Source organism: Streptomyces sp. NPDC090442 (assembly GCF_044769405.1).
In the GTDB taxonomy this organism is placed as follows: Bacteria; Actinomycetota; Actinomycetes; order Streptomycetales; family Streptomycetaceae; genus Streptomyces.
This window is the reverse complement of sequence record NZ_JBIVXW010000019.1, coordinates 110,871-135,550: the sequence shown is the minus strand read 5'-3', so window position 1 is coordinate 135,550 and position 24,680 is coordinate 110,871. Positions and strand designations below refer to the sequence as shown.

Annotated in this window: 23 protein-coding genes; 9 read left to right on the top strand and 14 right to left on the bottom strand. The window is 71.0% G+C overall.

Features of this window, described 5'->3' with window-relative positions:
- Positions 1 to 123: 123 nt before the first annotated feature.
- The 3 genes from ACIQU6_RS16235 (at position 124) to ACIQU6_RS16225 (ending at position 3,867) form a co-directional block, all read left to right on the top strand.
- Positions 124 to 783 (top strand): class I SAM-dependent DNA methyltransferase, encoded by a 660-nt coding sequence (locus ACIQU6_RS16235; protein ID WP_403482264.1) that lies wholly within the window; start codon positions 124 to 126, stop codon positions 781 to 783.
- A 168-nt stretch (positions 784 to 951) separates the two neighbouring features.
- Positions 952 to 3,351 carry a molybdopterin cofactor-binding domain-containing protein gene (locus ACIQU6_RS16230; RefSeq protein WP_403482263.1) on the top strand — a complete coding sequence of 800 codons (2,400 nt, stop codon included), beginning with the start codon at positions 952 to 954 and terminating at the stop codon, positions 3,349 to 3,351.
- Positions 3,352 to 3,390: 39 nt separating this feature from the next.
- A complete protein-coding gene (locus ACIQU6_RS16225; RefSeq protein WP_383406534.1) occupies positions 3,391 to 3,867 on the top strand; it encodes a (2Fe-2S)-binding protein in 477 nt (158 codons plus the stop codon).
- 158 nt (positions 3,868 to 4,025) lie between these two features.
- Here ACIQU6_RS16225 and ACIQU6_RS16220 read toward each other — a convergent pair whose 3' ends face one another.
- A complete protein-coding gene (locus ACIQU6_RS16220; protein ID WP_403482262.1) occupies positions 4,026 to 5,594 on the bottom strand; it encodes a GMC family oxidoreductase in 1,569 nt (522 codons plus the stop codon).
- Between the two features lie 235 nt (positions 5,595 to 5,829).
- Positions 5,830 to 7,140 (bottom strand): flavin monoamine oxidase family protein, encoded by a 1,311-nt coding sequence (locus tag ACIQU6_RS16215; RefSeq protein ID WP_403482261.1) that lies wholly within the window; start codon positions 7,138 to 7,140, stop codon positions 5,830 to 5,832.
- A gap of 202 nt (positions 7,141 to 7,342) precedes the next feature.
- Between ACIQU6_RS16215 and ACIQU6_RS16210 the strand changes: the two genes are divergently transcribed.
- Positions 7,343 to 7,987, top strand: a complete 645-nt coding sequence (locus ACIQU6_RS16210; protein WP_403482260.1) for a TetR/AcrR family transcriptional regulator — start codon at positions 7,343 to 7,345, stop codon at positions 7,985 to 7,987.
- 207 nt (positions 7,988 to 8,194) lie between these two features.
- Here ACIQU6_RS16210 and ACIQU6_RS16205 read toward each other — a convergent pair whose 3' ends face one another.
- A complete protein-coding gene (locus tag ACIQU6_RS16205; protein ID WP_274911474.1) occupies positions 8,195 to 8,716 on the bottom strand; it encodes a DinB family protein in 522 nt (173 codons plus the stop codon).
- A 295-nt stretch (positions 8,717 to 9,011) separates the two neighbouring features.
- Positions 9,012 to 10,325: an APC family permease gene (locus ACIQU6_RS16200; RefSeq protein ID WP_403482259.1), complete on the bottom strand. Its 1,314-nt coding sequence runs from the start codon at positions 10,323 to 10,325 to the stop codon at positions 9,012 to 9,014.
- A 112-nt stretch (positions 10,326 to 10,437) separates the two neighbouring features.
- Between ACIQU6_RS16200 and ACIQU6_RS16195 the strand changes: the two genes are divergently transcribed.
- The gene (locus ACIQU6_RS16195; protein ID WP_403482258.1) at positions 10,438 to 10,947 is read left to right on the top strand and encodes an Lrp/AsnC family transcriptional regulator; all 510 of its coding nucleotides are present in this window, start codon (positions 10,438 to 10,440) and stop codon (positions 10,945 to 10,947) included.
- 138 nt (positions 10,948 to 11,085) lie between these two features.
- Here ACIQU6_RS16195 and ectB read toward each other — a convergent pair whose 3' ends face one another.
- The 8 genes from ectB to ACIQU6_RS16155 all read right to left on the bottom strand — a co-directional run bounded on the left by ectB (position 11,086) and on the right by ACIQU6_RS16155 (position 20,000).
- On the bottom strand, positions 11,086 to 12,354 hold the full coding sequence (gene ectB / locus ACIQU6_RS16190) for a diaminobutyrate--2-oxoglutarate transaminase (protein ID WP_403482257.1): 1,269 nt from the start codon (positions 12,352 to 12,354) through the stop codon (positions 11,086 to 11,088).
- A gap of 64 nt (positions 12,355 to 12,418) precedes the next feature.
- The gene (locus ACIQU6_RS16185; RefSeq protein WP_403482256.1) at positions 12,419 to 13,420 is read right to left on the bottom strand and encodes a hypothetical protein; all 1,002 of its coding nucleotides are present in this window, start codon (positions 13,418 to 13,420) and stop codon (positions 12,419 to 12,421) included.
- A gap of 11 nt (positions 13,421 to 13,431) precedes the next feature.
- Positions 13,432 to 15,075, bottom strand: a complete 1,644-nt coding sequence (locus ACIQU6_RS16180) for a methionine--tRNA ligase (protein ID WP_403482255.1) — start codon at positions 15,073 to 15,075, stop codon at positions 13,432 to 13,434.
- Positions 15,072 to 15,650, bottom strand: coding sequence for a serine O-acetyltransferase EpsC (gene epsC, locus ACIQU6_RS16175; RefSeq protein WP_403482254.1), 579 nt, complete (start codon positions 15,648 to 15,650; stop codon positions 15,072 to 15,074). The genes ACIQU6_RS16180 and epsC overlap by 4 nt, the downstream gene beginning before the upstream one ends.
- A 13-nt stretch (positions 15,651 to 15,663) precedes the next feature.
- Positions 15,664 to 16,866 (bottom strand): NAD(P)/FAD-dependent oxidoreductase, encoded by a 1,203-nt coding sequence (locus ACIQU6_RS16170; protein WP_403482253.1) that lies wholly within the window; start codon positions 16,864 to 16,866, stop codon positions 15,664 to 15,666.
- Positions 16,863 to 17,273: a cupin domain-containing protein gene (locus ACIQU6_RS16165; RefSeq protein WP_274911483.1), complete on the bottom strand. Its 411-nt coding sequence runs from the start codon at positions 17,271 to 17,273 to the stop codon at positions 16,863 to 16,865. The genes ACIQU6_RS16170 and ACIQU6_RS16165 overlap by 4 nt, the downstream gene beginning before the upstream one ends.
- Positions 17,274 to 17,310: 37 nt before the next feature.
- On the bottom strand, positions 17,311 to 18,639 hold the full coding sequence (locus ACIQU6_RS16160; RefSeq protein ID WP_403482252.1) for a SidA/IucD/PvdA family monooxygenase: 1,329 nt from the start codon (positions 18,637 to 18,639) through the stop codon (positions 17,311 to 17,313).
- A 38-nt stretch (positions 18,640 to 18,677) separates the two neighbouring features.
- Positions 18,678 to 20,000 (bottom strand): SidA/IucD/PvdA family monooxygenase, encoded by a 1,323-nt coding sequence (locus ACIQU6_RS16155; protein ID WP_403482251.1) that lies wholly within the window; start codon positions 19,998 to 20,000, stop codon positions 18,678 to 18,680.
- A 490-nt stretch (positions 20,001 to 20,490) separates the two neighbouring features.
- Between ACIQU6_RS16155 and ACIQU6_RS16150 the strand changes: the two genes are divergently transcribed.
- The 4 genes from ACIQU6_RS16150 to ACIQU6_RS16135 all read left to right on the top strand — a co-directional run bounded on the left by ACIQU6_RS16150 (position 20,491) and on the right by ACIQU6_RS16135 (position 23,265).
- The gene (locus ACIQU6_RS16150; protein ID WP_403482250.1) at positions 20,491 to 20,952 is read left to right on the top strand and encodes an Lrp/AsnC family transcriptional regulator; all 462 of its coding nucleotides are present in this window, start codon (positions 20,491 to 20,493) and stop codon (positions 20,950 to 20,952) included.
- A 260-nt stretch (positions 20,953 to 21,212) separates the two neighbouring features.
- The gene (locus ACIQU6_RS16145; RefSeq protein ID WP_403482249.1) at positions 21,213 to 21,731 is read left to right on the top strand and encodes a hypothetical protein; all 519 of its coding nucleotides are present in this window, start codon (positions 21,213 to 21,215) and stop codon (positions 21,729 to 21,731) included.
- 16 nt (positions 21,732 to 21,747) lie between these two features.
- Positions 21,748 to 22,239 (top strand): GNAT family N-acetyltransferase, encoded by a 492-nt coding sequence (locus tag ACIQU6_RS16140; RefSeq protein ID WP_403482248.1) that lies wholly within the window; start codon positions 21,748 to 21,750, stop codon positions 22,237 to 22,239.
- Positions 22,240 to 22,347: 108 nt separating this feature from the next.
- Positions 22,348 to 23,265 (top strand): ketopantoate reductase family protein, encoded by a 918-nt coding sequence (locus ACIQU6_RS16135; RefSeq protein ID WP_403482247.1) that lies wholly within the window; start codon positions 22,348 to 22,350, stop codon positions 23,263 to 23,265.
- Positions 23,266 to 23,294: 29 nt separating this feature from the next.
- On the opposite strand, the gene ACIQU6_RS16130 is transcribed toward ACIQU6_RS16135, so the two are convergent.
- Together ACIQU6_RS16130 and ACIQU6_RS16125 are read right to left on the bottom strand one after the other, a co-directional pair.
- Positions 23,295 to 23,480 (bottom strand): DUF1272 domain-containing protein, encoded by a 186-nt coding sequence (locus ACIQU6_RS16130; RefSeq protein ID WP_403482246.1) that lies wholly within the window; start codon positions 23,478 to 23,480, stop codon positions 23,295 to 23,297.
- A 53-nt stretch (positions 23,481 to 23,533) separates the two neighbouring features.
- A complete protein-coding gene (locus ACIQU6_RS16125) occupies positions 23,534 to 24,664 on the bottom strand; it encodes a bifunctional 2-methylcitrate synthase/citrate synthase (RefSeq protein WP_403482245.1) in 1,131 nt (376 codons plus the stop codon).
- Positions 24,665 to 24,680 lie beyond the last annotated feature (16 nt).

Genomic DNA, 24,680 nt, shown 5'->3' with positions numbered 1-24,680 from the left:
GCCGGACGAACTCCCACTCAGCATCCGACAGTTCATGGCGACGTATCACCCCACCATGATCCACCACCCAAGATCATTTGAAGACACGACCTAGGGTGCTCACACGTGACCGAGCCTTCCGACGTGACTGACGCCCTCCCCGTCACCGCACCGTCCGCGTACCTCGCGGCGTCCGCCGATGCCTACGACGCCATCGCCGTCGTCTACGCCGACTTCGTCCGCGACTCGCTGGACAGCCTGCCGTTGGACCGCGCGGTGATCGCCGCGTTCGCCGATTCGGTGCGGGCCACCCGCCCCGGGCCGGTGGCCGAGTTGGGATGCGGCCCGGGGATGGTGACCGCGCATCTGCGGGGCCTGGGGCTGGACGCCTTCGGCATCGATCTGTCGCCGGTGATGATCGGGCTGGCCCGGGAGGCGTACCCGGAGCTGCGGTTCGAGGTCGGCTCCATGGACGCCCTGGACCTGCCGGACGGCGAGCTGCGGGGCGTCGTGTCCTGGTACTCGGTCATCCACGCCCCGCCGCGGGAGCTGCCCCCGTACTTCGAGGAGTTCCGGCGGGTGCTCGGGCCCGACGGGCATCTGCTGGTCGGGTTCTTCGAGTCGGAGGGCGGGCCGGTCACGGCGTTCGACCACCGGGTGACGACGGCGTACCGGTGGCCGATCGACGAGCTCGCGGGAGTGGCCCGCGGGGCGGGTTTCGTCGAGGTCGGCCGGATGCTGCGGGAGCCGCACGAGGGCGAGCGGTTCCGTCGGGGGCATCTGCTGCTACGCACGGACGGGTGACGGGGCCAGGCAACGGACCTTCGAGGAAGGGTGGTTGACGGAGCGCGCCGGCCCGGTCGGTGTGGTCGTGTGAAGTCCCTGGGCAGACCTGCCTGCCCCGTGTTCTGTCGTGCACATGGTTTCGCTACCATCCGGTAGGTCGATCAACGATGCTCCACGAAGGGACAGATGATGGACACTCAGGATCGTCTGCCACGGGAGCACGACCACACCACCGCGCCAGGCACCCTCGACGTCCAGGCACTCTCCGACACTCCCGACACCGCGGACACCCGTTCCGGGATGGGCCGTCGGCGGTTCCTCGGCTACGTCCTGGCGGCGCCGACGCTGGCGGTGGCCGCGCAACTCGGCGAGGCCGCGGCCGGGCCCACCCCGGCGCACGCCGCGGCCCCCTCGCTCCCCGAGCTGACCGAGATCTTCGACCTCAACGACATGCTCACGACCGCGGCGCTGCCCACCTCCGGTCTCCTCACCATCCACCTGCACACCGACGGCACGGCCTCGTTCGCCCTGCCGCGCGCCGAGGTGGGCCAGGGCATCACCACCTCCACCGCGATGCTGGTCGCCGAGGAGTTGGACCTGCCGCTGGAGAAGGTCCGCGTCACGCTCGCGGACGCCCGCCCGGAGCTGCTCTTCAACCAGCTCACCGGCGGTTCCAACACCACCATCTCCACCTACACGCCGATCCGCGTCGCCGCCGCGATCGCCAGGAAGCGCCTCCTGTCGGCCGCCGGCGAGCTGCTCGGCGCCGAGGTTTCCACGCTGACCAGCAAGGCGGGGGTGATCACCGCCCCCAACGGCCGGAGCGCGACCTACGGTTCGCTCGCCGAGAAGGCCGCGAGCGTCAAGACCGTGCGGGTCACCACCGACCTCAAGCCGCGCTCCGAGTTCTCGGTCATCGGCACCTCCCGCAACCGCGTCGACGCGCTGGCGAGCGTGACCGGCCGCAAGCAGTTCGCCATGGACCTCCAGGTGCCTGGCGCCGCGCCGACCATGGTGTGCCGGCCGCCCACGGTCAACGGCACGGTGCGGTCCGTGCAGAACCTCGCGGCCGTGCGGGCGATGCCCGGCGTCACCGATGTCGTGACCATCCCCACCGGCGTGGCGGTGCGCGCCCGGACCTTCGGGCAGTGCATCGACGCGGTGCGCGCGCTCAAGGTCGACTGGGGCCCGGGGACGGCGGAGCGGGCCTCCGACGACACCGTGCTGCGGGAGCTGAAGGCGGCCGAAATACCGCTGGCCGTACCGAAGTTGAACGTGTTGGCCAAGACCGTCGAGGGGTCCTTCACCTTCCACTTCGCCAGCAACAGCGCGTTGGAACCCAACTGCGCGGTGGCCGACGTGCGACCGGACCGGGCCGAGATCTGGGGCGCGCTCAAGTCGCCGATCGTCGCCCAGGGGAAGATCGCGGCGAGGTTGGGACTGCTGCCGAGCGCGGTCACGGTGCATGTCACCGAGGGCGGCGGCTCGTTCGGCCGCAAGCTGTTCTTCGACGCCGCGCTGGAGGCCGCCGAGGTCTCCAAGGCGATGGGCAAGCCGGTCAAGCTCATGTGGCACCGCACCGACGAGTTCCGGCAGGGCCGCACCCACCCGATGGCCACCTCCCGCGTCCGCGCCACGCACGTGGGGGGCAAGGTGCTCACCTACGAGCAACGGCACACCTCGGTGTCCACCGACTTCGGCCACGGCCTGGGCGAGATCATCACCGCCACGGCCGCCAAGCTGCCGGTCGGCGATCTGACCTTCTCCGAGACCATCTTCACCCTCACCCAGCAGACGCCGTACCGCCTCGGGCTCACCACCCAGCTCCTCAACGAGGTGGACAAGGGCTTCAACACCGGCAGCATGCGCAACATCTACTCCCCCAACGTCCGGTGCGCACAGGAGCTGATCATCGACCGGCTCGCCGACGAGATGGGCAAGGACCGCCTGCAACTGCGGCGCGACCTCATCAAGACCGACCGGGCCAGGGCCGTGCTGGACAAGGTCGCGGAAGTCGGTGACTGGGGAAGGAAGTTGCCGGCCGGCATCGCGCAGGGCCTCGCCGTGCACCCCGAGTACCACGGGGTCGTCGCGGTGCTCGCCGAGATCGACTGCCGCCCGGAGACCACCGGCCGGCACGTCCCGGACGCCTACACCGGACCGCGCGTCACCAAGGTCGTCTGCGCCGTCGACGTCGGCCTGGCCGTCAATCCCAAGGGCCTCGAAGCCCAGATGATGGGCGGCATCATGGACGGCATCGCGGTCACCCTCTCCTCGGGCCTGCACCTCAAGGACGGGGCGTTCCTGGAGGGCAGTTGGGACAACTACTTCTACACCCGCCAGTGGAACACCCCGCCCGAGCTGGAGATCGTGGTCATGCCGCCGACCGGCGACAAGCCCGGCGGCGCGGGGGAACTGGCCGTCGGCGCCGCCGCGGCCGCGGTCGCCTGTGCGTACGGGGCGGCCACCGGCACCATGCCGACCACCTTCCCCCTCAACCACAACGGCCCGCTCGGCTTCGAGCCGCTGCCGACCGTCCCCCCGATCCCGCAATCGCCGACCGACGGCCTGAACCGCGCCTACTAGACCCGTTGGCAAGGGCCTACCAGAGCGCAAGGAGCGACCGTGCCCGAACACACCTTCATCCTCAACGGCAAGGCCGTCACGGTGGACGTCGAGGACGATGTGCGGCTGCTGTGGGTGCTGCGCGACGTCCTGGGCGTCACCGGGCCGAAGTACGGCTGCGGTCTCGGGGTCTGCCAGGCATGCACCAGTCACCTCAACGGCAAGGCGTTCAACCCCTGTTCCGTGCCGGTCAAGAACGTCCGGCCGGACGACGAGGTCACCACCATCGAGGGCCTGCCGGCCACCGTGGGCAAGGACCTGCACCCCATGCAGGAAGCCTGGTTGGAGCGGGACGTCGCGCAGTGCGGCTACTGCCAGCCGGGCCAGATCATGGCCGCGGTCGCCAAGGTCAAGCAGGCCCGTGCCAACGGGCGCGAGATCACCGAGGCGGACCTGGACGAGATCCGCAACGTCTGCCGCTGCGGCACCTACCACCGCATCCGCGAGGCCATCGTCGAGGGGGCGAAGCACTTCTGACGTCTCGCGGCGGGCCCGCTGACGGGCTGCCCGGACGCCTTACAGCGGCGGCGGACGGTCCGCGGTGGCCGCCGTCCCACGCGACCGCTCCGGCAGTGCACGGATCACTGCCGGAGCGGTCGCGTGTCAGGGGTGGGTCAGGGGCGCATCAGCGCGGTTCACGGGTGCTTGGCGCCGCCGCCCTTGAGGAGGTCGGCCGCCTTCTCGGCCGCCATGATCACGGGTGCGTTGGTGTTCCCCCGCGGCACCGTCGGGAACACCGAGGCGTCCACGACCCGCAGGCCCGCCACGTCGAACACCCGCAGTTCGGGGTCAACCACCGCGCCGATGGCGCACGTTGACGTCGGGTGGTACAGCGTCTGGCCGGCCCGCCGGGCCCAGGCGAGCAGCTCCGCGTCGGAGTCCGAGGCCGGCGCGTCACCGTACGGTCCGGTGATGAGGTCGGCCATCGCCGGTTGCGCCGCGATCTCCAGGGCGATCCGGATCCCGGCGACGATGCCGGCCCGGTCCTCGGCCGTCGTCAGGTAGTTGTGCACGATCCGGGGCGCGGCGTCCGGGAGCGGGGAGCGCAGGGTGACCGCGCCGCGGCTGGTCGGGGCGAGCAGGCACGGACCGAAGGCGAAGCCGGGCTCGGTGACCGGGCCGAGTCCCTCCTGGTGGAAGGGCACGGCGAGGGCGTGGAACTGCAGGTCGTGGGTGGCCAGTTCGTCCCGGCTGCGGAAGAAGCCGCCGGCCTCGGCGAGGTTGGAGGACAGCGGGCCGCGCCCGGCGCGCCGCAACAGCTCGGCGTTGGCCGGGCTCGCCGCGTCGCTCAGCGTCTCGGCGTCGGTGCGGAAGTTCAGCATCGTCGCGTAGTGGTCCTGGAGGCCCTGGCCGACCAGGAGTTCGCGCAGGACGTCGATGCCGGCGGCGGTCAGGGCGGCGGCCGGCCCGATGCCGGACAGCATCAGCAGCTTCGGGGACGCGTAGGCGCCGGCGGAGACGATCACCTCGCGCTCGGCGCGGACGATCTCGACGGTGCCGGCCCGCGCCACCTCCACCCCGGTCGCCCGGCCGCCCTCGATCACCACGCGGTGGGCGCGGGCGGAGGGGAACACGGTGAGGTTGGGGCGTTCCGACGCGGGGTGCAGATAGGCGACGGCAGTGCTGCACCGCATACCGTCGCGCTGGGTGAGCTGGTAGCGCCCGACGCCGAACTGGGTCGCTCCGTTGAAGTCGTCGTTGGCCGGGTGGCCGGCCTGCTCGGCGGCGCGCACGAAGGCCGTCCCGAGCGGGTGCCCGGACCTGCCGTCGCTGACCGTCAACGGGCCTCCCACGCCGTGGAGTTGGTCCTCGCCGCGCTGGTTGTCCTCGGCGCGGCGGAAGTACGGCAGGACCTCTTCGTAGGACCATCCGTCGGCGCCGGCCGCGGCCCAGTCGTCGTAGTCGGCGCGACTGCCCCGGATGTAGATCATCGCGTTCATCGAGCTGCAGCCGCCGAACGTCCTGCCCCGAGGCAGGAAGGCCCGCCGGCCGCCGATGCCAGGCTCCGGCTCGGAGTCGAGGTCCCAGTCGAGGTCGGTCTTGAACAACTGCGGGAAGGCGGCCGGGACATGGATCTCCCGGGCGGTGTCGGGGCCGCCCGCCTCGATCACCGCCACCCGCACCTCGGGGTCCTCCGAAAGCCGCGCCGCCAGCACGCAGCCCGCGGATCCGGCACCGACGATGACGTAGTCGTACGCGCTCATTCCCGTCCCCTTCGCTCGTTGCCGCCGCTCGTCGCGGCAGCCCGGTGGTCGTCGTCCCGGGCGGGCCCCGGCGCTCCCCCGCTCGACGTCCCGTCTCGTGGGCCAGCCCCCTCGATCCTGTCCCGCCGTCCCATGCGCCCCACCAGTGAGCGTGACATCGGGGTCGACAACCAGTGCCCCGCCGGTCGTTCACGCGCCATGGCACCGCCGGCCCGGCCGCGGGGGTGGGTCCCGCTCAGCAGGAGCCGTCGAGCAGCGCCGCGGCGATGTCGCGGGCGGCGCGGGCGCCGGATGCCATGGCGCCCTCGATCGACCCGGCCTCCAGCGCCGCGATGTCGCCGCCGGCGAAGCGGAGGCGCCCGAGGGGCTCGCGCAGCCGCGGGACGGCCCCGGTCAGGTCGCCGGGCCGGTGCATGGCCCAGGTGCCCTGCGAGAACGGGTCGTTGGCCCAGTCGTGGCCGGCGGTCTCCCGTACGTCGAGGTCCAGGACGAACGTCCGCAGGGCGCGCTGCACCGCCTCCCGGTCGTCGGCGCTGATGGCCGAGGCGTCGGAGGCCAGGCACATGAGGAGGGTGTCGCCCTGGTGCCGGTACTCCACCCTGGCGGCGTTGACGGGGTTCTTCCCGAGGGGGGCGAAGGCGCAGAAGGGCTCGATCTCGCCCCTGACCCGCGCCCAGATCTTGACGGTCCGCATCGGGAGCTTCCGTTCGATCATGTCGCGCGCGGGTGGGGCGGGTTGGGGGGTGAGGGTCACGTCGCCGAGGGCGTTGAGCGGCACCGCGACGACGGCCGCGCGGGCGCGGATGCGCCGGCCGTCGCGGGTGGTCACGGTGACGCCGGCGCCGTCGTCCTCGACGGCGGTGACGGGTGTGGCCAGGCGGAGGTCGGCGCGGGACTCGGCGGCGACGGCGTCGAGGAGCCGCCTGGTCCCGCCCTCGATCGGCCAGAGGCTGGCGGTCTCGAAGAACGCGCTCCAGTCACCGAAGTAGGTGGCCACGCCCAGGAGGAGCTGCGCGACGCCGTGTCGGCGGTGGTCGTGGACCAGCGCGGCCAGGCCGCCGTCGAGCAGGTCCCGGTCGTACGCGGAGAGGTGCAGCGCGTCGAGCCGGTCGGCGAGGGTCTCCTTCTCGATCGCGGTGGTGTCGGTCGCGGCGAGGTCGAACGGCAGCGGGAACCGCTCCCGGGCGTCGGCGAAGCAGCGCGCCATGAGGGGGCCCACGGCGTTGCCGTAGTCGAGCCGGCTGCCGGTGTGCACGGCGCCGTCGGCCAGCCAGTGCACCGTGTCGGTGGCGAGCGGCGGGACCAACGGGATCCGGTGGCGCCGCAGTTCGCGCCAGATGTGCGGCTGGGTCCAGTGCACGTAGGCGCCGCCGAACTCCAGGGGGCGGCCGAAGGCTTCGCCGGTGTGGGCGCGGCCGCCGATCCGGTCGCGCGCTTCGAGGTGGACCACCGAGTGGCCCTCCACGCTGAGGTCCCGGGCCGCGACGACGCCGGCGAAGCCGGCACCGATCACTGCAACGTCATACCCGCCACGGCTGTTGGCCATGACCGTCCCCTTTCGGTTGTCCCCGCCGCGTACGGGCGCGGCGAGGTCCGCGCCGCGGTCGACACGGCGGACCGAGCACCTGAACTCGATCTCGAATCGAGTTTGAGCTTAGGGCGCCGTACGATGCTGTCAACCCGGCCGGTCCGATCAACTGGGCCGGCACGCAAGCCCGATGAACGTGCGACTGATACGATCTCGAATCGTGTTCGAGAACAATGCGAAAGCCCAGGCACCGGCCCGACCCGGCGTGCGGCAGCGCCGCGGCGTGGAGCGCAGGCGGGCCATCCTCGACGCCGCCGAGGCGCTGCTCGGCGAGCAGGGTTACCAGGCCGGCAGCCTGAAGGCGATCGGCGAGCGGGCGGGCATCCCGACCGCCTCCGTCTACCACTACTTCTCCGACCGGCACCAGGTCGACGCGGAGCTTCTCCAGCGCCATGTCGACGAGCTCGACGCGCTCCTCACCGCCGCCCTGCACAGCCCCGCACTGCGCACGCTGCGCGACGCCGGCGACGCCGTGATCACCCCGCTGCGCAACTACTTCCGGCAGCACCCGAGCTGCACCGTGCTGTGGTTCGCACGGGGCAACCAGACGCTCGACGAGCTCATCCGCACCTTCGACACGTCACAGGCCGAGCGGCTCTGGCACTTCCTCATCGAACGGGAACTGCTCCCCGCCGAGACGCCCCAACTCGTCGTGCAGCTCGCCTGGGAGGCCGGCAACCGCCTCTTCGACACCGCGTTCCGCCGCTCCCCCACCGGCGACGACGCCACCATCGAGGAGGTGCGGCGCCTGGTCACCGCGTACCTGGAGACCTACGCGCCGCGGGCGGCCAAGCGGCGCGGTTGATCCGGCGCGCCGAACCCCGGGGCATCGCCAGCGGCGTTCGCCGTCAGGCGCGGGGAGCGCACGAGGCCGCCGGCCTCGCCTCCGGATACGACAAGACCGCCGCTTCCTGCGAAGCAGCGGTCACCCTTGCGTCGATCCTGCACCGGCAGGATCACCTTGCGGACGGTTACCGGCACGGAGCGGTGGTGCCCGGGAACACGGGCGAGGTCACCAACCCCGGGCGCCGTCGGTCAGTTCGCGCAGGAGGTCGGCATGGCCGGCATGCCGGTTCGTCTCCGCGACCTGGTGGCACAGCGCCCAGCGCAACGTGTAGTCGCCGTCGACCTGTTCGCCGGTGCTCTCCAGGTCCAGCGACGCGATGACCTTGTCGCTGGTGTGGCAGGCGGCCTGGTAGGCGGCGATGAGGCGCTCCGGGCCCTCGTCGTCGGTGACCCGCCAGTCGCCGTCGGGGTCCTCCTTGCTGAACGGCATGGGGAGTTCCAGGCCGCCGAGTACGTTGGCGAACCAGTGGTTCTCACCGGTCACCAGGTGCTTGAGAATGCCGCCCAAAGAGATGCCGGATGTGGTGTGGGCGCGCCTCAGGTCTTCTTCTCCCAGTCCGGCCACCTTCGCGATGGCGGTCGCCCGGGCGAATTTGAGAAAGGCCCAGAGCATTTCCTTTTCGCCCAGTTGGTGAGCGGGAATCTTGCGTCCCTCGGTGCCGAGGGCGACTGGGACCTGTAGCGACATGTGTCTCCTCGCGGTCTGATGGTGGACCCGCAGGCGTACGTCGCCTGCGGGGGTTCGGCCTCGGCCCCTGGAACGGGGCACTCCGCCTGGCCTGCCAGGGCCTGTCCGACCCTGATGCGTCGGGCAGGCCCCAAGGCCCGTCCGACGGGTCGGGGTCGCACAGGCCGGGGCGTCTGGTGTGGTGCGTCGCAGGGCGCCGGAGCGTCCCGATAGCGAAGCCACGGGGGGCGATTGCGCGCCGCCGAGAGATGCCGGGCCGGCGTCGCGGCCCCGGCCGTGACCCATCGGGCGGGCCCTAGCGCGCCGGTGCCGCCGGTTCCTGCGGGTGCCGGGCGCACCAGACGAGCGCGGCGGCGGTGAGGATCAGCGGCCAGATCATGTACCACCCCGTCAGCACCAGCAGGATGACGATGATGACGAGGGACGCGATGGCGGCGGACGTGCCCCAACGGGTGCTGTCCCGCAGCAGTTTGGCGCCGGCGGCCGAGCCGAGGGCGTAGACGGCTCCCAGGCACGCCGTGGTGCACAGCACCAGGGGCTGCACGTCCGACTTCGTCAGGGCGGCGTAGACGAAGACGGTCCCCGAGATCACCCCGACGATCGCCAGGCTGCGGCGCGGGACGCCGCCCGCCTCGGCGCCGCTTCCGAGCCCGTCGGGCAGCGCTCCGTCGCGGGACAGGGCGGCGCCCAGCTTGGCGGTGCTGGCGATGTAGGCGTTCATGGTGCCGAGTGTGGTGAGGATCGCGATCACGCTGGCGAGGATCTTGCCGAACGCCCCGAAGCCGAGCTCCAGCAGGGAGGCCAGGGAGGTGGCCGTCGTTCCGGAGGTACTGCCGAGGGCCAGCACCGTGATGGTCGCCAGGCCCAGGTACAACACGCCGATGGCGAGCAGCGCCCCGATGGTCGACCGCTTGATGTCGCGCTCCGGGTGGGCGAACTCCGCGGACAGGTGGGTGACGGTCTCCCACCCCGTGAACGACCACACCAGGAGCGCCGCGGCGGGGCCGATCGCCGACCACCCGTGCGGGGCGAACGGTTGCAGGTTCGCCGGGTCCGCGTGCGGGAGGGCCACCAGGATGCCCACGACGAGCAGGAGGGCCAGGGAGCCGGAGAGGATGAGCTGGACCCGCCCCGACACCCGCACGCCGAAGGCGTTGGCCAGGAAGCCCACGACGAGCAGGCCCGCGGCGTAGCTGGCGGTGGCCGTCCAGCCGCCGCCGGTGCTCCGTTCCAGATAGGACGCGCCGAAGAAGGCCAGCGCCGGAATGCCCACCGGGGCGCCCAGGTAGAACCACCAACCGACCACCGTGGCGGCGCGGTTGCCGAACGCCCGGCGCACGTACGTCGACACCCCGCCCGAGTCGGGTTGCCGTGCGGCCAGCGCCGCGAAGGTGGCGGCGAGCGGAATGGACATCACGATGAGTGCGAACCAGGCCACCAACGACGCCGGACCGGCCTGCTTCGCGGTCAGGCCGGGGAGCGCGAGGACCCCGGTCCCCAACACCGCCCCCACGTACAGGGCCGTGCCCTGCGCGAAGTTGAGCCGCCCGGCGGGGACCGAGCCCTGACGGTCGTCGTTGGCCTGTACGGCCTGTGTGGTACGCGCCATCCGTCCTCCTTGAAGTACGCCCTAGACCCTATTGCGCCGAACTGGCTGTTCCACAGGGGAACTTGTAAGCGTTCGCGGGCCGCGGTTATCGAAAATCACGTATCATTGGTCAATGGCTAATGATTTGAAAGCGGCGCTTGATGCGACCGACTGGCGGATCCTCGGCGAGTTACAGGCCAACGCTCGCATTACCTTCAGTGAACTGGGCCGACGTGTCGCGCTGACGCCACCGGCGGTCGCCGAGCGGGTCAGGCGTATGGAGCAGTGCGGGATCATCGAGGGGTATCGGACCCGGGTCAATCTGTCCGGGCTCGGGCTCTCGATCCTGGCTTTTGTCAACATCGTGTTTCCCGGCGGCAACTACCAGGACTACGTGCGCATCTTCAAAGACTGCCCGGAGATTCTGGAGTGCCATCATGTGACCGGGAGCGACTGCTTCATCGCCAAGGTGGCGGCCCGCTCGATGAGCCATCTCGAAGAGGTCACCGCACGGATCACGAAGATCGGCTCCATCGCGACGACGATCGTGTACTCGACCAGCGTGAGCGACCGCGTGATCACCCGCGAGATGGCCGAGCCCCTCGCCGCGCATCCCCGGCTTGAGTGTGAGCAGGCGTCCTGACGACGCCTCCGCCACCATCCGGTCATCCCCTCCCGTCCACGGCGCCCTGCCACACCGGCCCGCTCCGCCACCGGAGCCGGGCGGTGGGCATCCGCGGTGGGCATCGACGGTGGGCGACCGCCGATGCCCGGGGCCGGTTCAGGCCGTCTCGCGGACCGCCCGGGCGAGGACGCACAGTCCCTCGTCCAGCAGCTCCGTCGGGATGGTCAGCGCCGGCAGCAGTTTCACCACCTCGCTGCGCGGGCCGGACGTCTCGACCAGCAGTCCGAGTTCGAAGGCCCGGGCGCACACCTTGGTGGCACGGTCCTCGTCGTGGAATTCGATGCCCCACACCAGTCCGCGGCCGCGGAGTTCGGCGATGTCGTGCGGGTGTTCCGCGGCCATGGCGGCCAGGTGGGACGCCACCAGTTCACCGCGGGCCAGGGTCTGCTTCTCCATTTGCTCGTCGGCCCAGTAGGCGTCCAACGTCGCGGCGGCGGTGACGAAGGCCGGGTTGTTGCCGCGGAAGGTGCCGTTGTGCTCGCCCGGCTCCCAGATGTCCAACTCCGGCTTGAACAGGGTGAGCGCCATCGGCAGCCCGTACCCGCTGATGGACTTCGAAACGGTGACGATGTCCGGCACGATGCCCGCCTCCTCGAAGGAGAAGAAGGCACCCGTGCGGCCGCAGCCCATCTGGATGTCGTCGACGATCAGCAGCATGTCCCGGCGCTTGCAGAGATCGGCCAGCTTCCGCAGCCAGTCGGCGCGGGCGACGTTGATGCCGCCCTCACCCTGGATCGTCTCGACGATGACCGCCGCGGGGTAGTTGAGACCGGAGCCCTGGTCCTCCAACAGCCGCTCGAACCACAGGAAGTCCGGGACCTGACCGTCGAGGTAGTTGTCGAACGGCATCGGGGTGCCGTGCACCAGCGGGATGCCGGCGCCGGCCCGCTTCATCGAGTTGCCGGTCACCGCGAGCGCGCCCAGCGACATGCCGTGGAAGGCGTTGGTGAAGGAGACGACCGACTCCCGGCCCTTGACCTTACGGGCCAACTTCAGCGCCGCCTCAACGGAGTTGGTCCCCGTCGGGCCCGGGAACATGACCTTGTAGCAGAGGTCACGGGGGCGCAGGATCAGGTTCTGGAACGACTCCAGGAAGGCCCGCTTGGCCGTGGTGGACATGTCCAGGCCGTGCGTGACGCCGTCCCGCTCCAGGTAGTCCAGCAACGCCCTTTTGATGACCGGGTTGTTGTGCCCGTAGTTCAGCGTTCCGGCGCCGGCGAAGAAGTCGACGTAGGTGTGGCCGTCCTCGTCGAACATCCGGCTGCCCTGCGCGCGGTCGAAGACGGTGGGCCAGCCACGGCAGTAGCTGCGCACCTCCGACTCCAGGGTCTCGAAAACACTCAGATCGGGAGCGGTGATCGACATGGCGTCCTCCATAGGGCAGGCGAGAAGCGTCGAAGGAATGCAGGAGGGTGGGGAAACGGCTTGTCTAGGAGCCATCCGCCGCGGGCCCGGTGGCGCGGGGGCGGGACCGCCCCCGGCGGAGGGCCGCGACGGCCAGCACGGCGTAGATGGCGGCCGTGGCGGTGCCCGGGCCGAGCAGCAGCACGGCGATGCTCCAGTGGAAGGCGGCGGCCAGGCCGAGGGCCGCGCCCGCGAGGACGACCGCCACGACGATCCCCGGCCGGCCGGGACCGCGGGCCCCCGGCTCCGCCGGGCGTGAGCGGAGGGTGTTCCAACGGGCCCCGACGGCCCGGAGGTTGGTCAGGCAGTACATGCCCAGCACCACGGCCGCGGCCCAGGCGAACGCGGACCTGGCCGCGGGCGGGCCGAGCGCCCCGGAGCCCGGCGGGTTCAGCAGCACCCCGTAGAGCGCCGCGGCACCGACCAGGCCCAGGACGACCCCCAGCGTGGTGGCGGCACGGGAGGACCGCAGGGCGGGCAGCGATCCCTCCAGTCCGACCCAGGCGAACAGCACCGGCACCGCGATCAGCGCGGCGACCCCGAAGGGCGACCGGCCCGGGTCCAGCCCGAACGTCCCGGGGAAGAGCCACCACACCAGGGCCAGGGCCAGGGTGGCGACCAGCCGCGCCGTGCGCACCGCCGGCGACAGGTGCACACCGGCGGCGGCCAGCGCGGCGGCCAGGCACAGGAGGGCCAACCCCAGGGCGACGGCCGCCGGCCCGTCGGCGACGAACTGCCCGGCGGCGCCGACCACGACGGCCTGCCCCACCGCGAATCCGCCGAAGTACAGCCCGTGCACCACGTGCGTCGTGCGGGGCCCGAGTCGGGCGCGGACGAAGCCGGCCGGTCCGCTGCCCCGCGTCCCACCGGCGGAGCCGACGAGCAGGGACCAGACCAGCAACGCCCCGGCGACGACGAGGGACACCGCGCCGCTGTGCGCCAACGGTGCCAGGGCCACCGGCAGCAGCAGGGTCCCCGCGCCCAGCACGGCGTTCACGATGCCGAGCGCGGTGCGTAAGGCACTCATGTCGCCCCGGCTCAGCCCAGGTTGTGGAAGTAGGCGGGCACGGTCGCGCCGAGCCGGCGGCCCTCGGGCACCAACGGCAGGTCCGCCGCCTCGGGCCAACGGGGCATCTGGGTCAGCACGTCGACGGGGATGTCCAGGTGCTTGGCGATGTGCCGGGCCCAGCCGGGCATCAACGGGGTGGCCAGCACGGAGACCAGGGCGAGCGCCTCCAGGTGCGTGACCAGTCGCCGGGCGTACTCCGGCGTCCCCGCCCCGGCCTGACGGGCCGCGGTGAGCTCGGGGAGGTCGTTCACCGCCCGCTCGATCGTCGACGCCAGGAACGCGGCGGCCCGTTGGGGCGAGAAGGAGTCCGGGGCCAGCGCGGCGGCGATCCGCTTGGGCAGGTCCACCAGCGACGCGGTGAGCGGCCCGGCGTAGCCGTCGCCGGCCGGGACGGTGGAGCCGAAGTCCTCGGCGAGGAGGGGCAGGATGGTCTGCGCCCACCGTTGGAGGCCCGCCACGAGGACGGACTCCACCGTGGAGGCGAGCTCCTTCATCGCGAAGTTGCCCTGCTCCCGCTCGGGTCCCGTCAGGCAGAGGTGGAACCGCAACGCGTCCGCGGAGATCTGGCGCAGGATGTCCCCGCCCCAGATGGCGTGCCCGCGGCTGGTGGAGAACTTGTCGCCTTCCAGTCGGTAGAACTCGTTGGTGACGATCTGGCTCGGCAGGGTGTAGTCGCCGTGCGCCATCAGGAGCGCCGGCCAGAGCACGGCGTGCGAGAACGAGCAGTCGAAACCGAGGAAGTTGACGATGCGGGTGTCCGGGTCGGTCCACTGCTGCCGCCACAGCTCGGGTTGCCCCTGGGCCTCGGTGAGGCAGGCGGTCGCGGCCAGGTATCCGCAGATCCCGCTGAACCAGGTGTCCAGGATGTGCCCGTCCCAACCGTCCAGCGGGACGGGGATGCCGTAGTCGGCCTCCCGGCTGATCGGCGTGAGCGGCAGCTCGTTCGCCAGCAGACCGTCGAGATAGCTGCGCAGCCGCGGCCGCCACCGCTCGCCCGCCTTCTCGTAGTAGGCCAGGAGTTGGGCGCGGTACTCCTCCAACGGGAAGACGATCCGCTTCAGCGTCCGCTGCTCGGGCGCCTCCCAGCAGGCGGTGCACTTCGCCGCCCCCAGGCCGCCGGACTCCTGCGCCAGCCCGCACGCCTCGCAGTAGATGCCGTCGGAGGGGGCGCTGCAGAACTGGCACTCGCCGCGCACCTCGGCCTCGTACAAGTACCGTGCGCAGCCCGTGCAGTAGAACACCGGAAGCTCCTTGACCTCCAGCTTCCCCGCCTCCCAGAGGGTGGTGAAGAACTCCTGGACGATCTCGGTGTGCTTCGGCGTGGTCAACGGCCGGGTGAACCAGTCGTGGTGCATGGCCCCCAGCGACAGCGTCTCCTCCATCCTGGCGCCGAAGGTCAACGCGGTCTGGTAAGCGGTGGACCCGATCTCGGCGGCGCGGCGCGGCACGTAGCAGGAGTGCTCGTCGGAGTAGCCGACGTAGCGCACCTCGTGCCCGCGCTGCCGGAGGTGGCGGGCCTGCACATCGGCGCCGAGGAAGGGGCCGGACAGGTGCCCCACGTGCAGATCGCCGTTGGGGTTGGGCGGCGCACTGGTGACGACGTAAGTGTTCACTGGGTGCTGCTTCCTTCCGCGATACGAAGCGTGGAGACATCGGGCACGAGGTGGTGCGAGGCGGAGGTATGCGCGGTGCCGGCCGCGACCCGGGCGTCGGGCGGGAGGTCGTGCAGGACCACGGCGTGCGCGCCGATCCGGGTGTTGGCCCCGATGCAGACCGGGCCCAGCACGCTGGCACCGGTGCAGATGATGACGCCGTCCTCCACCACGGGGTGGCGGCGGGAGTGGGTGGGCCGGCGCAGGTCCTTCCACCATCCCACCGAGCCCAGGGTGACCTGGTGGTAGAGCATCACGTCGTCGCCGATGCGGACGGTCTCGCCGATCACCACCCCGGTGCCGTGGTCGATGAAGAAGCGGCGGCCGATGGTCGCCCCCGGGTGGATCTCGATGCCGCTGACGGCCCGGGCCAGGAGGGAGAGCGCGCGGGCGCTGGTGCGACGGCCGCGCTTCCACAGGCGGTGGGAGAACCGGTAGGTCCACAGCGCGTGGATGTGCGGGTACAGGAGCACTTCCCGGTTGCTGCGTGCCGCGGGGTCCTTGGCACGCACCGTCGCGAGGTCCTCGCGCAGCATGTTCAGTACCTGTTTACATGTGGGCATAGGAAGCCTCCGGCGTGATCAAGTTGCCGCTCTCGAACCGCTGTGGCCGGTAGGGCTCCAGAAGTGGCTGGACGGCCTTGCCCAGGACGGCGCCCCCTTCGCAGATCTCCTGCGCGGCCAACTCGGCGACGGCCGGCGCCATTTTGAAGCCGCCGCCGCTGAATCCGAGAGCGAGGTACAGTCCGTCGGGCCCGGCCGGTCCGATCGCGGGCCGCTTGTCCGGGGTGTATCCGTCGTAACCGGCGCGGGTGCCGACCAGTTCCGCGGTGGCCACCGCGGGTACCCGGCGGGAGACCGCCTTGACGGCCGCGCCCACCTCGTCGTCGGTGAGCGGGGCGACGTCCTGCCCCAGTGCGACTTCCGGGTTGCTCGGCACGCCGAAGTAGAGCTGGTCCAGCGCTTCCGGACGGAAGTAGCAGCCGATGGTGTCGTCGATACAGGTCGGTACGGAGGCGTCGGACCCGCGGCGGCCGGCGCCGGGCAGGTGGGCCTGGGCCAGCCCGATCCGCCGCGGCACGACGGGGATGTGCACCCCCAGGTGGGCGGCCGGCGGGTCTCCCCAGGCACCGCTGGCCAGGACGACCAGCGGCGCCTCGACGCGTCCCGTCTCCGTCTCCACCCCCGCGACCACGCCGTTGCGCTCCCACACCCGCTCGACCCGGGTGCCTTCGGAGGCGATCACCCCGAGCCGGCGGGCGGCGGCGACCAGCGAGACGGTGGTGGCCGCCGGGTCGGCGTACCCGCCCGCCGGCTCGTACGCGGCGGCGGCGACGCCCTCGGTGCTCAGCCCGGGGTAGAGCGACCGGATCGCGTCGGGGGCGAGGATCTCGGCCCGTTCGTAGCGCAACGCGTCGGCGGCGACGGCGCCGTTGGCCCTGAGCGTCTCGACGTGGTCCGGGCCCACCAGCATCAGGAATCCGGTGCGCCGATAGCCGCAGTCACCGCCGATCCGCTCCTTCCACTGCTCGAAGACGGGGAGGCTGCGAGCGGTCAGCCGGGTGTCGGCGGCCGCGGTGTGGTGCAGGCGCAGCAGCCCGCCCGAGCGGGCCGTCGCGCCCTGCGCGGCGACCCTGCCCTGGTCGCACAGGACGATGCGGCCGAGCCCGGCGAGGGCGAGCCGGTGGGCGATCGCCGCACCGATGACGCCGCCCCCGACGACGATGGCGTCCGCGGTTCGGTTGCGGTTCACCGATTCGGCTCCGCGGTGTCGCTGATCCCGAACTCCGCGGCCCACTTGGCGCGTTCGGCGGCCACGGCCTCGGAGCCGCCCCACCAGATGGTGACGAACCGTATCCGGGTGGTCCCGTCGTTGGTCAGGTCGTGGTCCTTGAACGGGGTGATGAAGACGGTGTCGCCGGCGTTCACCCGGCGTTCCTCCTCACCGATCCGCATGACGCCGCTGCCCTCGGTGATGAAGAACATCTCGTTCTCGTCGTGCGAGTGGGCCGTGGAGGTCTCGCCGGGCGCCACGTCGACCCAGGCCCCGCCCCAGAACGGTTCCTTGACGGCCTCGTTCCACGGGAAGATGCGCCGACCGCTGACGTTGTAAGCCTCCTCGAAGACCATGTCCTCCGGAGCCGTGTGGAAAATGTGCACAGGGATTCCTCTCGTGGGCGTGGAGACTCCGTCGCGCTCAGCTGACGAGCGTCGCGGGGTGGGACTGCACCTGCCGGGCGAGCGTGGCGCGCAGGTCGTTGTGGACGGTCTCCGCCTTGGCCGCCATCTGGCTGAAGGACGTGGCGCTGGCGATGCCGTGCCGCCACTCGGTGATGCCGTCGAGGTAGAGGCCCACCGTGCAGTGGTCGACGGTGCGGGCGCGGTACTCCCGGGTGACGTCGAGGCGTCCGTCGCCGTCGTAGGACAGGTACGGCGCGAACGGCTCCAGCGACTCGGGGAACTTGGGCTCCTCGTACCCGGTGCAGAGGATGACCGCGTCGGCGTCGATGCTGCCGGCCTCGCCCGTGTAGACCTCGTTGGTGGTCAGTCGGACGCCGTCGCCGGCGACCGCGACGTCGGTGACCTCGATGCGGCGGTGCAGGTGCAGGCGGTTGGTGCCGGTCAGCCGGTCCTGGTAGGCGGCCTGGTAGAGCGCCGTGGACACATCGGGGTCCAGGGCGGCGTAGTTGGTGGCGCGGGCGTGGGCCAGGGCCTGTTCGCGCGCCGGCCCTTCGAGCCCGTAGACGTAGTCCGTCTCGGTGGGAAAGTACGCCTCGTTGCTGAAGTGGCCGAGTTCGTACATCTTGAAGCCGCCGTGTCGCACCAGCGAATGGATCCGCGCGTCGGGGAGTTCTCCGGCCAGATAGAGAATGATCTCGCCCGCGGTCTGGCCGCCGCCGATGACCGCGAATCGCAGGGATTGGCCGGTCTTCTCGCGCAGCGCGTTCATCCGGGGCAGGAACTCGCCGGCATGGAATACACGTTCGCCCAGATCCGCCCGGAAGACCTCCGGGATATAGGGGACATGACCGGTTGCCAACACCACGTTGCGGCCCAGGTGTTCGTGCACCGCGCCGTCCCGCGGATCGCGACTGACCACCCGGGCGGTGCGCACCGTCCCGTCGGAATCAGCGACCGGCTCGACGCGCAAGACCTCCCGGTGATATTCGGCCGGCTGCCGCACCTGTGCCGCGGCCCATTGAACGTACTCGGACCACTCCAGCCGACTCACATATCCACCCAGGAGCGTGAATGGATAGAAACGACCGCTCTGCAAAAGGAAGTTGGTGAAGCCGAAGCGGGAGCGGGGGTCGCGCGGGGTGGCGAGGTCGCGGAGGAAGTGGTGCTGGATGTCGGTGCCCGGCAGCACCTGGTTGGGCTGCCAGGCCGAGGTCGCGGCGCGCTCCAGGTAGGCCGCGTCCGCGGGCCGGGCTCCAGGGTGCGCGTCGTCGTGGTCCTCGATGGCGGCGGCCAGCGCGATGCCGGAGGGGCCGAAGCCGGCCACCACAACGTCGTGGATCTGCATGGAGGAATGCCTCCCGTCTGGGGTCACGACCTGCGAGGTCAGAGGGCGAACTGAACGGATTCCGGCAGGCTTTCCGGCCGGTTGCCGAGGCGGTCGGCGAGGGCGTCCGCCAGGGTGCCGGTGCGCAGCGACAGCAGGCTGAAGGAGCCGGCGTCGCCGATGCCGTGGCTCGATTCGCACAGGCCGTTGAGGAAGAGCGGCGGCACCTTGTCCATGCCCTCGCGCGGGGTCAGCGCGTAGTCGCTGTCGACGTCCAGCCGGCCGTCCTCCTCCCGTGCGAAGTGGTCCGCGACGGGGGCCAGCATCGGCGGGCAGAGCTCCTCGTGGGGGGCGGGGCCCAGGTTGCGGAAGCCGGTGGCCAGGACGACGAAGTCGACCTCGTCGCGGACGCGTTCGCCGGTGTGCAGTTCCTGGAAGTCGATGGTGACGCACCGGTCGGTCGCCGAGAGGGCGGTGGCCTCGTGGCTGCCGCGGACGAACACCCGCTGGTCGCCGTCGAGCTGCTGCTCGTAGATCGCCACGTACAGCTCCTTGAGCACGTCTCCGTCGGCCGAGGAGTAGTTGGTCGGCTGCATGTAGGCGTCGAGCGCGCGCCGGCTGTCCCGTGAGGCGCGGAAGTAGTACTCGGTGAACTCCGGGAAGTACCCCTCCTCGCTGAACGGGCTGGTGTCCTTCAGCCGCAGCGAGTAGGAGCGCGGGTAGGTGACCACGCGGGTGTGGGGGAACTGCCGGTGCAGGTCCAGGGTGAGCTCGACGGCGCTCTGGCTGCCGCCGATCACCGCGACCGCCTTGGGTGCCCCGTCGGCGGTGAGCTGCTTCAACCGCGGCAGGTACTGGGTCAGGTGGAAGACCCGGGGGCTGTCCACGGCGTCGTAGGGCGCCGGGACGTACGGCGTGCGTCCTGGCGCCATGACCAGGGTGCGGCCGAGGTAGCGGTCGCCGGTCTGGGTGGCCACCTCCCAGACGCGTTCGCCGTCGTGGTCGATCGCCTGTATACCAACGGCGCGTTGACCGCAGTCCACTTGATGGGAGAAGAAATCCGCGGCCCAGCGGATGTACCCGGCGTATTCCTTGCGGAGGGGGAACTCGACGGGGAGGTTGAGGTGCCGTACCAAACGGCCCTGCTCATGCAGGAAATTGAGGAACGAGTAGCGGCTGCGGGGGTTCCTCAGGGTCACCAGATCGCGACTGGGGTGGTTCTGGATATCCGATCCGTTCAGCAGCATCCCGGGCTGCCAATCGGGGGTGGGACGGGCTTCCAGAAACCGGGCGTCCAGACCGGGGTACTTCTCCTCGATGGCTATTGCCAGGGCGAGGTTGGCGGGACCGAAGCCTACACCGAGAACATCGTGAACGCGCACGGGAAAAGACAAGGGTATTCTCCTAAATCGCGTTGAGTTCAGGCATGGTTCTGGTGGTTCGCACAAACGGGAATTCCCGCGCCAGCACTGGTCGCAGTGCCGACACAGCTCGCGGCCGACGGCCCTGGATCACCGCGTAGCTGCGGCTACGCAAGGCACTTGACCGTGTCGTAGTGGTGGATGGCGGCAAAATTCCGCGAGTTACTGGGCGTCGCGGGAATCCGGTGACCCGGGTGGCTGGGGGCACCGAGGGCGGGCATCGGCTGTCTGTTGAGTGACCGGCTAGGGCACCTATGACCTCCGACGCTGGTAGCCCTTGAGTGAAACCGATAGCAGGTGATCTCGGGTGCCAGTCATTACTGGCACCGGACGTGCTGATAACCAGCGACTCCCGGTTCAGTGGCCGCTGAAGCTACATTAGTTCAAAGGCTGTAGCAGTCGATGCTAAATCCTTGCCTCAGGAGAGGGGCCTGTAGCATGATCGCCTGCTATGGACAAAATTGATCGCATGATCCTGCGCGAGCTACAGCGGAACGGGCGCATGGCCAACGCCGATCTAGCCACCAAGGTAGGGCTTACGCCCACCCCGTGCCTCCGTCGGGTCCGGAACTTAGAAAAGATCGGCGCCATACGTGGTTACCGTGCGGAACTCGACGGTAACTTCTTGGACAGCGGATTCCACGCATTCGCCACAGTAGCGATGAAGCACGACAATCGCGCCACTATGACCGAGTTCGAGTCCCGGATCACCGAGCTCCCCCAAGTGATCGAGACCCACCGCCTGTTCGGCGACCCCGACTACCTGCTGCGCATCGCGGTCGCCGACATCGCCGCCTACGAGCGCTTCTACACCGAGGTGTTGTGCGCCCTACCCGGGATCAACAAGCTCACCTCGCACATGACCATGAAAGAGGTAAAGGCGCACCGGGGGTTCCTCGCAGGGCTGGAGTGATCCCCGTGCCGCGGATCGCCAGCCGCCGCTGGCGAGACGGCAGAGGCTGAAACCACCTTTCGGGCATACCGACGGCGCCGCAGCGATGCGGCGCCGCCTGGTGCCGACCGACGCCGTGCCGGCGTGTCCCCCGACCCAAATACCGCGCCCCGTCCTACAGTTGAGCCGAACGAGCGCCACCGACGCGGCCCGGCCGCCACATTGAGCCGGACCCGTACCATCTCGCGCACGAACGGAGCCACAGGCTGCATGATGTCTCCATGAGCGATCGTGAGGAACTGCCGACCGCGGTGGATGCGGCATCGCTGCTCGCCCTGGCCGAGGGCCATCACGCCCGCGCGGTAAGGGCGTTGACCACCCGTGAAGCCGCCGGCCACCTGGTGAAGGCGTATGTCATCGAGGCGTCGGGCCGCACCGTGACGGAGGAGGACGAGGCGGCCGCGCTGCGGATCGCCGGAGCGCACCTGGGCCTCGGGCGCGCCCGCGGGTCACTGGGGCTCGCCGTGGTGATGCTGCACGCGGGCGGCGACGGCGACTACGTCCTCGTCTCGACGTGGATCGAGGGCTACATGTCCGATCTGGCGGTTTTCGTCGGACCTGCCGGGCGGCCGGACCAACTGCGCCCCGGGCGGGCGGGGCTCGCGCCCTGTGTCTGGGAGGCCGCCGTGCTGGCCCACGAGCGCGACGCCTTCACCCGCCATGTCCTCGACGGCGACGGCCCGTTGGCCGACCGACTGACCGCATGGGGAGCGGACGTCCTGGAAGGGAAGGTGCGGTGAGGGAGGTCGGTGCCCCATGACGTCGGCACGGGTCAGGCCCGCGCGGGTCTCCGATCTCCCGCAGGTGGCCGAACTGGCCGTCGAGCACGCCGCGTACGAGCGGGCCGCACCGCCGGTGCCCGACCTCGCGGAGCGGCTGGCGACGCTGCTCTTCGGCGCGCCGACGCCCCGACTGCGCTGCCTGGTAGCGGAGTTGACCGACGGTGGCCTCATCGGCTACGCCACCTGCTCGCCCGAGATGTCCACCTGGCAGGCGCGCGAGTACCTCCACATGGACTGCCTCTTCGTCCGCTCCGGCCATCGGAGCCTGGGCGTCGGCGCGCGGCTGATGGCCGCGGTGGCCGGTGAGGCGCGCGGGCTCGGGCTCGCCGAGGTGCAGTGGCAGACGCCGAGTTGGAACGCGGATGCCGCGCGCTTCTACGACCGGCTCGGCGCGCACGCCAACGAGAAGTACCGCTACACCCTGCCGGTGCCGGGCGAGCGGGCCGCCGGCGGCGACGCCGGCTGATCCGCCGGGCGGGCCCCGGCCCTTGAGTGCCGCACGCGGCCGGGCGTCGGGGCCGCTCGGCGTCAACCACCCTGCACAACAGGGGAAATGACGGAGGGGAACCCACAGATGAACGCCACCACCGCTCCTCGGACGGTCGCCGTGCTCGGCCCCGGCGGGGTCGGCGGGCTCGCCGCGGCCCTGTTGGCCCGCGCCGGACACCGGGTGATCTGCCTGGCCGGCGACGAGACCGTACAGATCCTGCGGAGCCGGGGCCTGCACCTCACCAGCGGCGCGTTCGGGGACTTCAGCGTCCCCGTCGAGGCCGACACCCGGCTGCGGAACCCCGTGGACCTGTGCCTGGTCGGGGTCAAGCAGACCGCGCTGACCTCGGCGCTGGAGCGCGTGCCGGGCGAAATGCTGGGCGGGCAGGGGGTGTTGATACCGCTCCTCAACGGCTTGGAACACCTCACTCCGCTCCGCGCGCGCTACGGCGACGACCGCGTCGTAGCCGCCACCATCAGCGTGGTGTCCGCCCGCACCGCCCCCGGCCGCATCGCGCACTACAGCCCGTTCGCCAGCATCGACCTCGCGGCCGACGCCGTGCCCCGGGCCCGACTCGACGACCTGGCGGCCGTGTTGGGAGACGCCGGGTTCGCGACCCGGGTGCGCACGGACGAGAACGCCATGATGTGGGAGAAGATCGCCTTCCTCGCCCCGATGGCGCTGCTCACCACCCGCTACGGCGTGCCCCTCGGCGAGGTCTGCGGCCGTCACCCGCACCAACTCCGGGCCACCGTCGACGAGGTGGCGGCCGTGGCGGGCGCCGTGGGCGCACCGATCGACGCGGGGGCCGTGGTGGGCTTTCTGACCGGTGCGCCGCCCGCGTCGCGCTCCTCCATGCAGCGCGACGCCGAGGCCGGCCGGGAGTTGGAGCTCGACGCGATCGGCGGTGCGGTGCTCCGCGCCGCGCGTACGGCCGGGGTGGCCGTGCCGCACCTCACCCGGCTCGTGGACGAGATCCACGCCACCGCCGGCCGGGCCTGACCCGTCCCCCCTTTGGGGGACCGGCCGTTTCAGGGACGTGCCCGACGGCGCGGGCGGGGCACCAACTCCCCGCCGCAGTTCGGGCACGCGTGTCCCATCTCCTGACTGCACGCGACGCAGAAGCTGCATTCGTAGGAGCAGATCCGGGCCGGGCCGTCGGGCGCCAGGACGGCGGTGGTGCACCGCTCGCACAGCTCACGCATTTCCAATGCCATGCGCCCCAGCCTCTCACCGTTCGACGGCCCGCCCCAATCCCCCTACCGCCCCCCTACGCCGGCACCGCCCGCTGTTCCGGACCCGCGTACGAGGCCAGCGGCCTGATGAGGGCGTTGTGGGCGAGCTGTTCGGTGATGTGGGCGGTCCAGCCGGTGAGGCGACTCATCACGAAGATGGGGGTGAAGGTGGGGGTGTCGAAGCCCATCAGGTGGTAGGCGAGGCCGGCGGGGTAGTCCAGGTTGGGGTGGATGCCCTTGCGGGTGAACATGGCCTGGCGCAGGGCCTCGTGGAGCGTGGCCAGGCGGGTCGTTTCGGGGTCGGCGGCGCGGGCCACCAGGCGGTCGAGCGCGGCCTGCATGAGCGGGACGCGGGAGTCGCCGTGCTTGTAGACACGGTGGCCGAAGCCCATGATCTTCCGCCGGGTGGCCAGGGCCTCGTCGAGCCACCGCTCGGCGCGTTGCGGGTCGCCGATCTCCTCCAGCATGTGCATCACGGCCTCGTTGGCGCCGCCGTGCAGGGGACCCTTGAGGGCGCCGATGGCGGCGGTGACCGCGCTGTAGAGGTCGGAGAGGGTGGAGGTGACCACGCGGGCGGTGAACGTCGAGGCGTTGAAGCTGTGTTCGGCGTAGAGGATCAGGGAGACCTCGAAGCAGCGGACCACCTCCGGCTCGGGCACGGCGCCGAAGCACATGTGGAAGAAGTTCTCCGCGTAGCCCAGCTCGGGGTCGGGCGGGATCGGGTCCAGGCCGCGCCGGCGGCGCTGGTCGGCGGCGACGATGGTGGGCAGTTTGGCCAGCAGGGTCAGGGACTTGGCGCGGTTGGCGGCCGGGCTGCCGTCGTCCTCGGTGGAGTCCTCGGCGCCGATGAAGCTGACGGCGGTGCGCAGCACGTCCATCGGGTGGCAGGTCTCGGGGAGTCGGGTCAGCAGTTCGGACGTGGTGCGGTCCACGGGGCGCAGCGCGCGCTCGCGGGCGCGGAATTCGCGGAGTTGGCCGGCGTCGGGGAGCTCGCCGTGCCAGAGCAGGTGGGCGACCTCCTCGAAGGAGCGGTGCGCGGCCAGGTCCTGTACCGGATAGCCGCAGTACGTCAGGGAGTTGGTCTCCTGGATGACGGTGGAGATCTCGGTGGTGTCGACGACGACACCGGCGAGGCCGCGGTGGATGTCGGGCGTGGTGGCGGGCATGGGTTCCTCCGGTGCG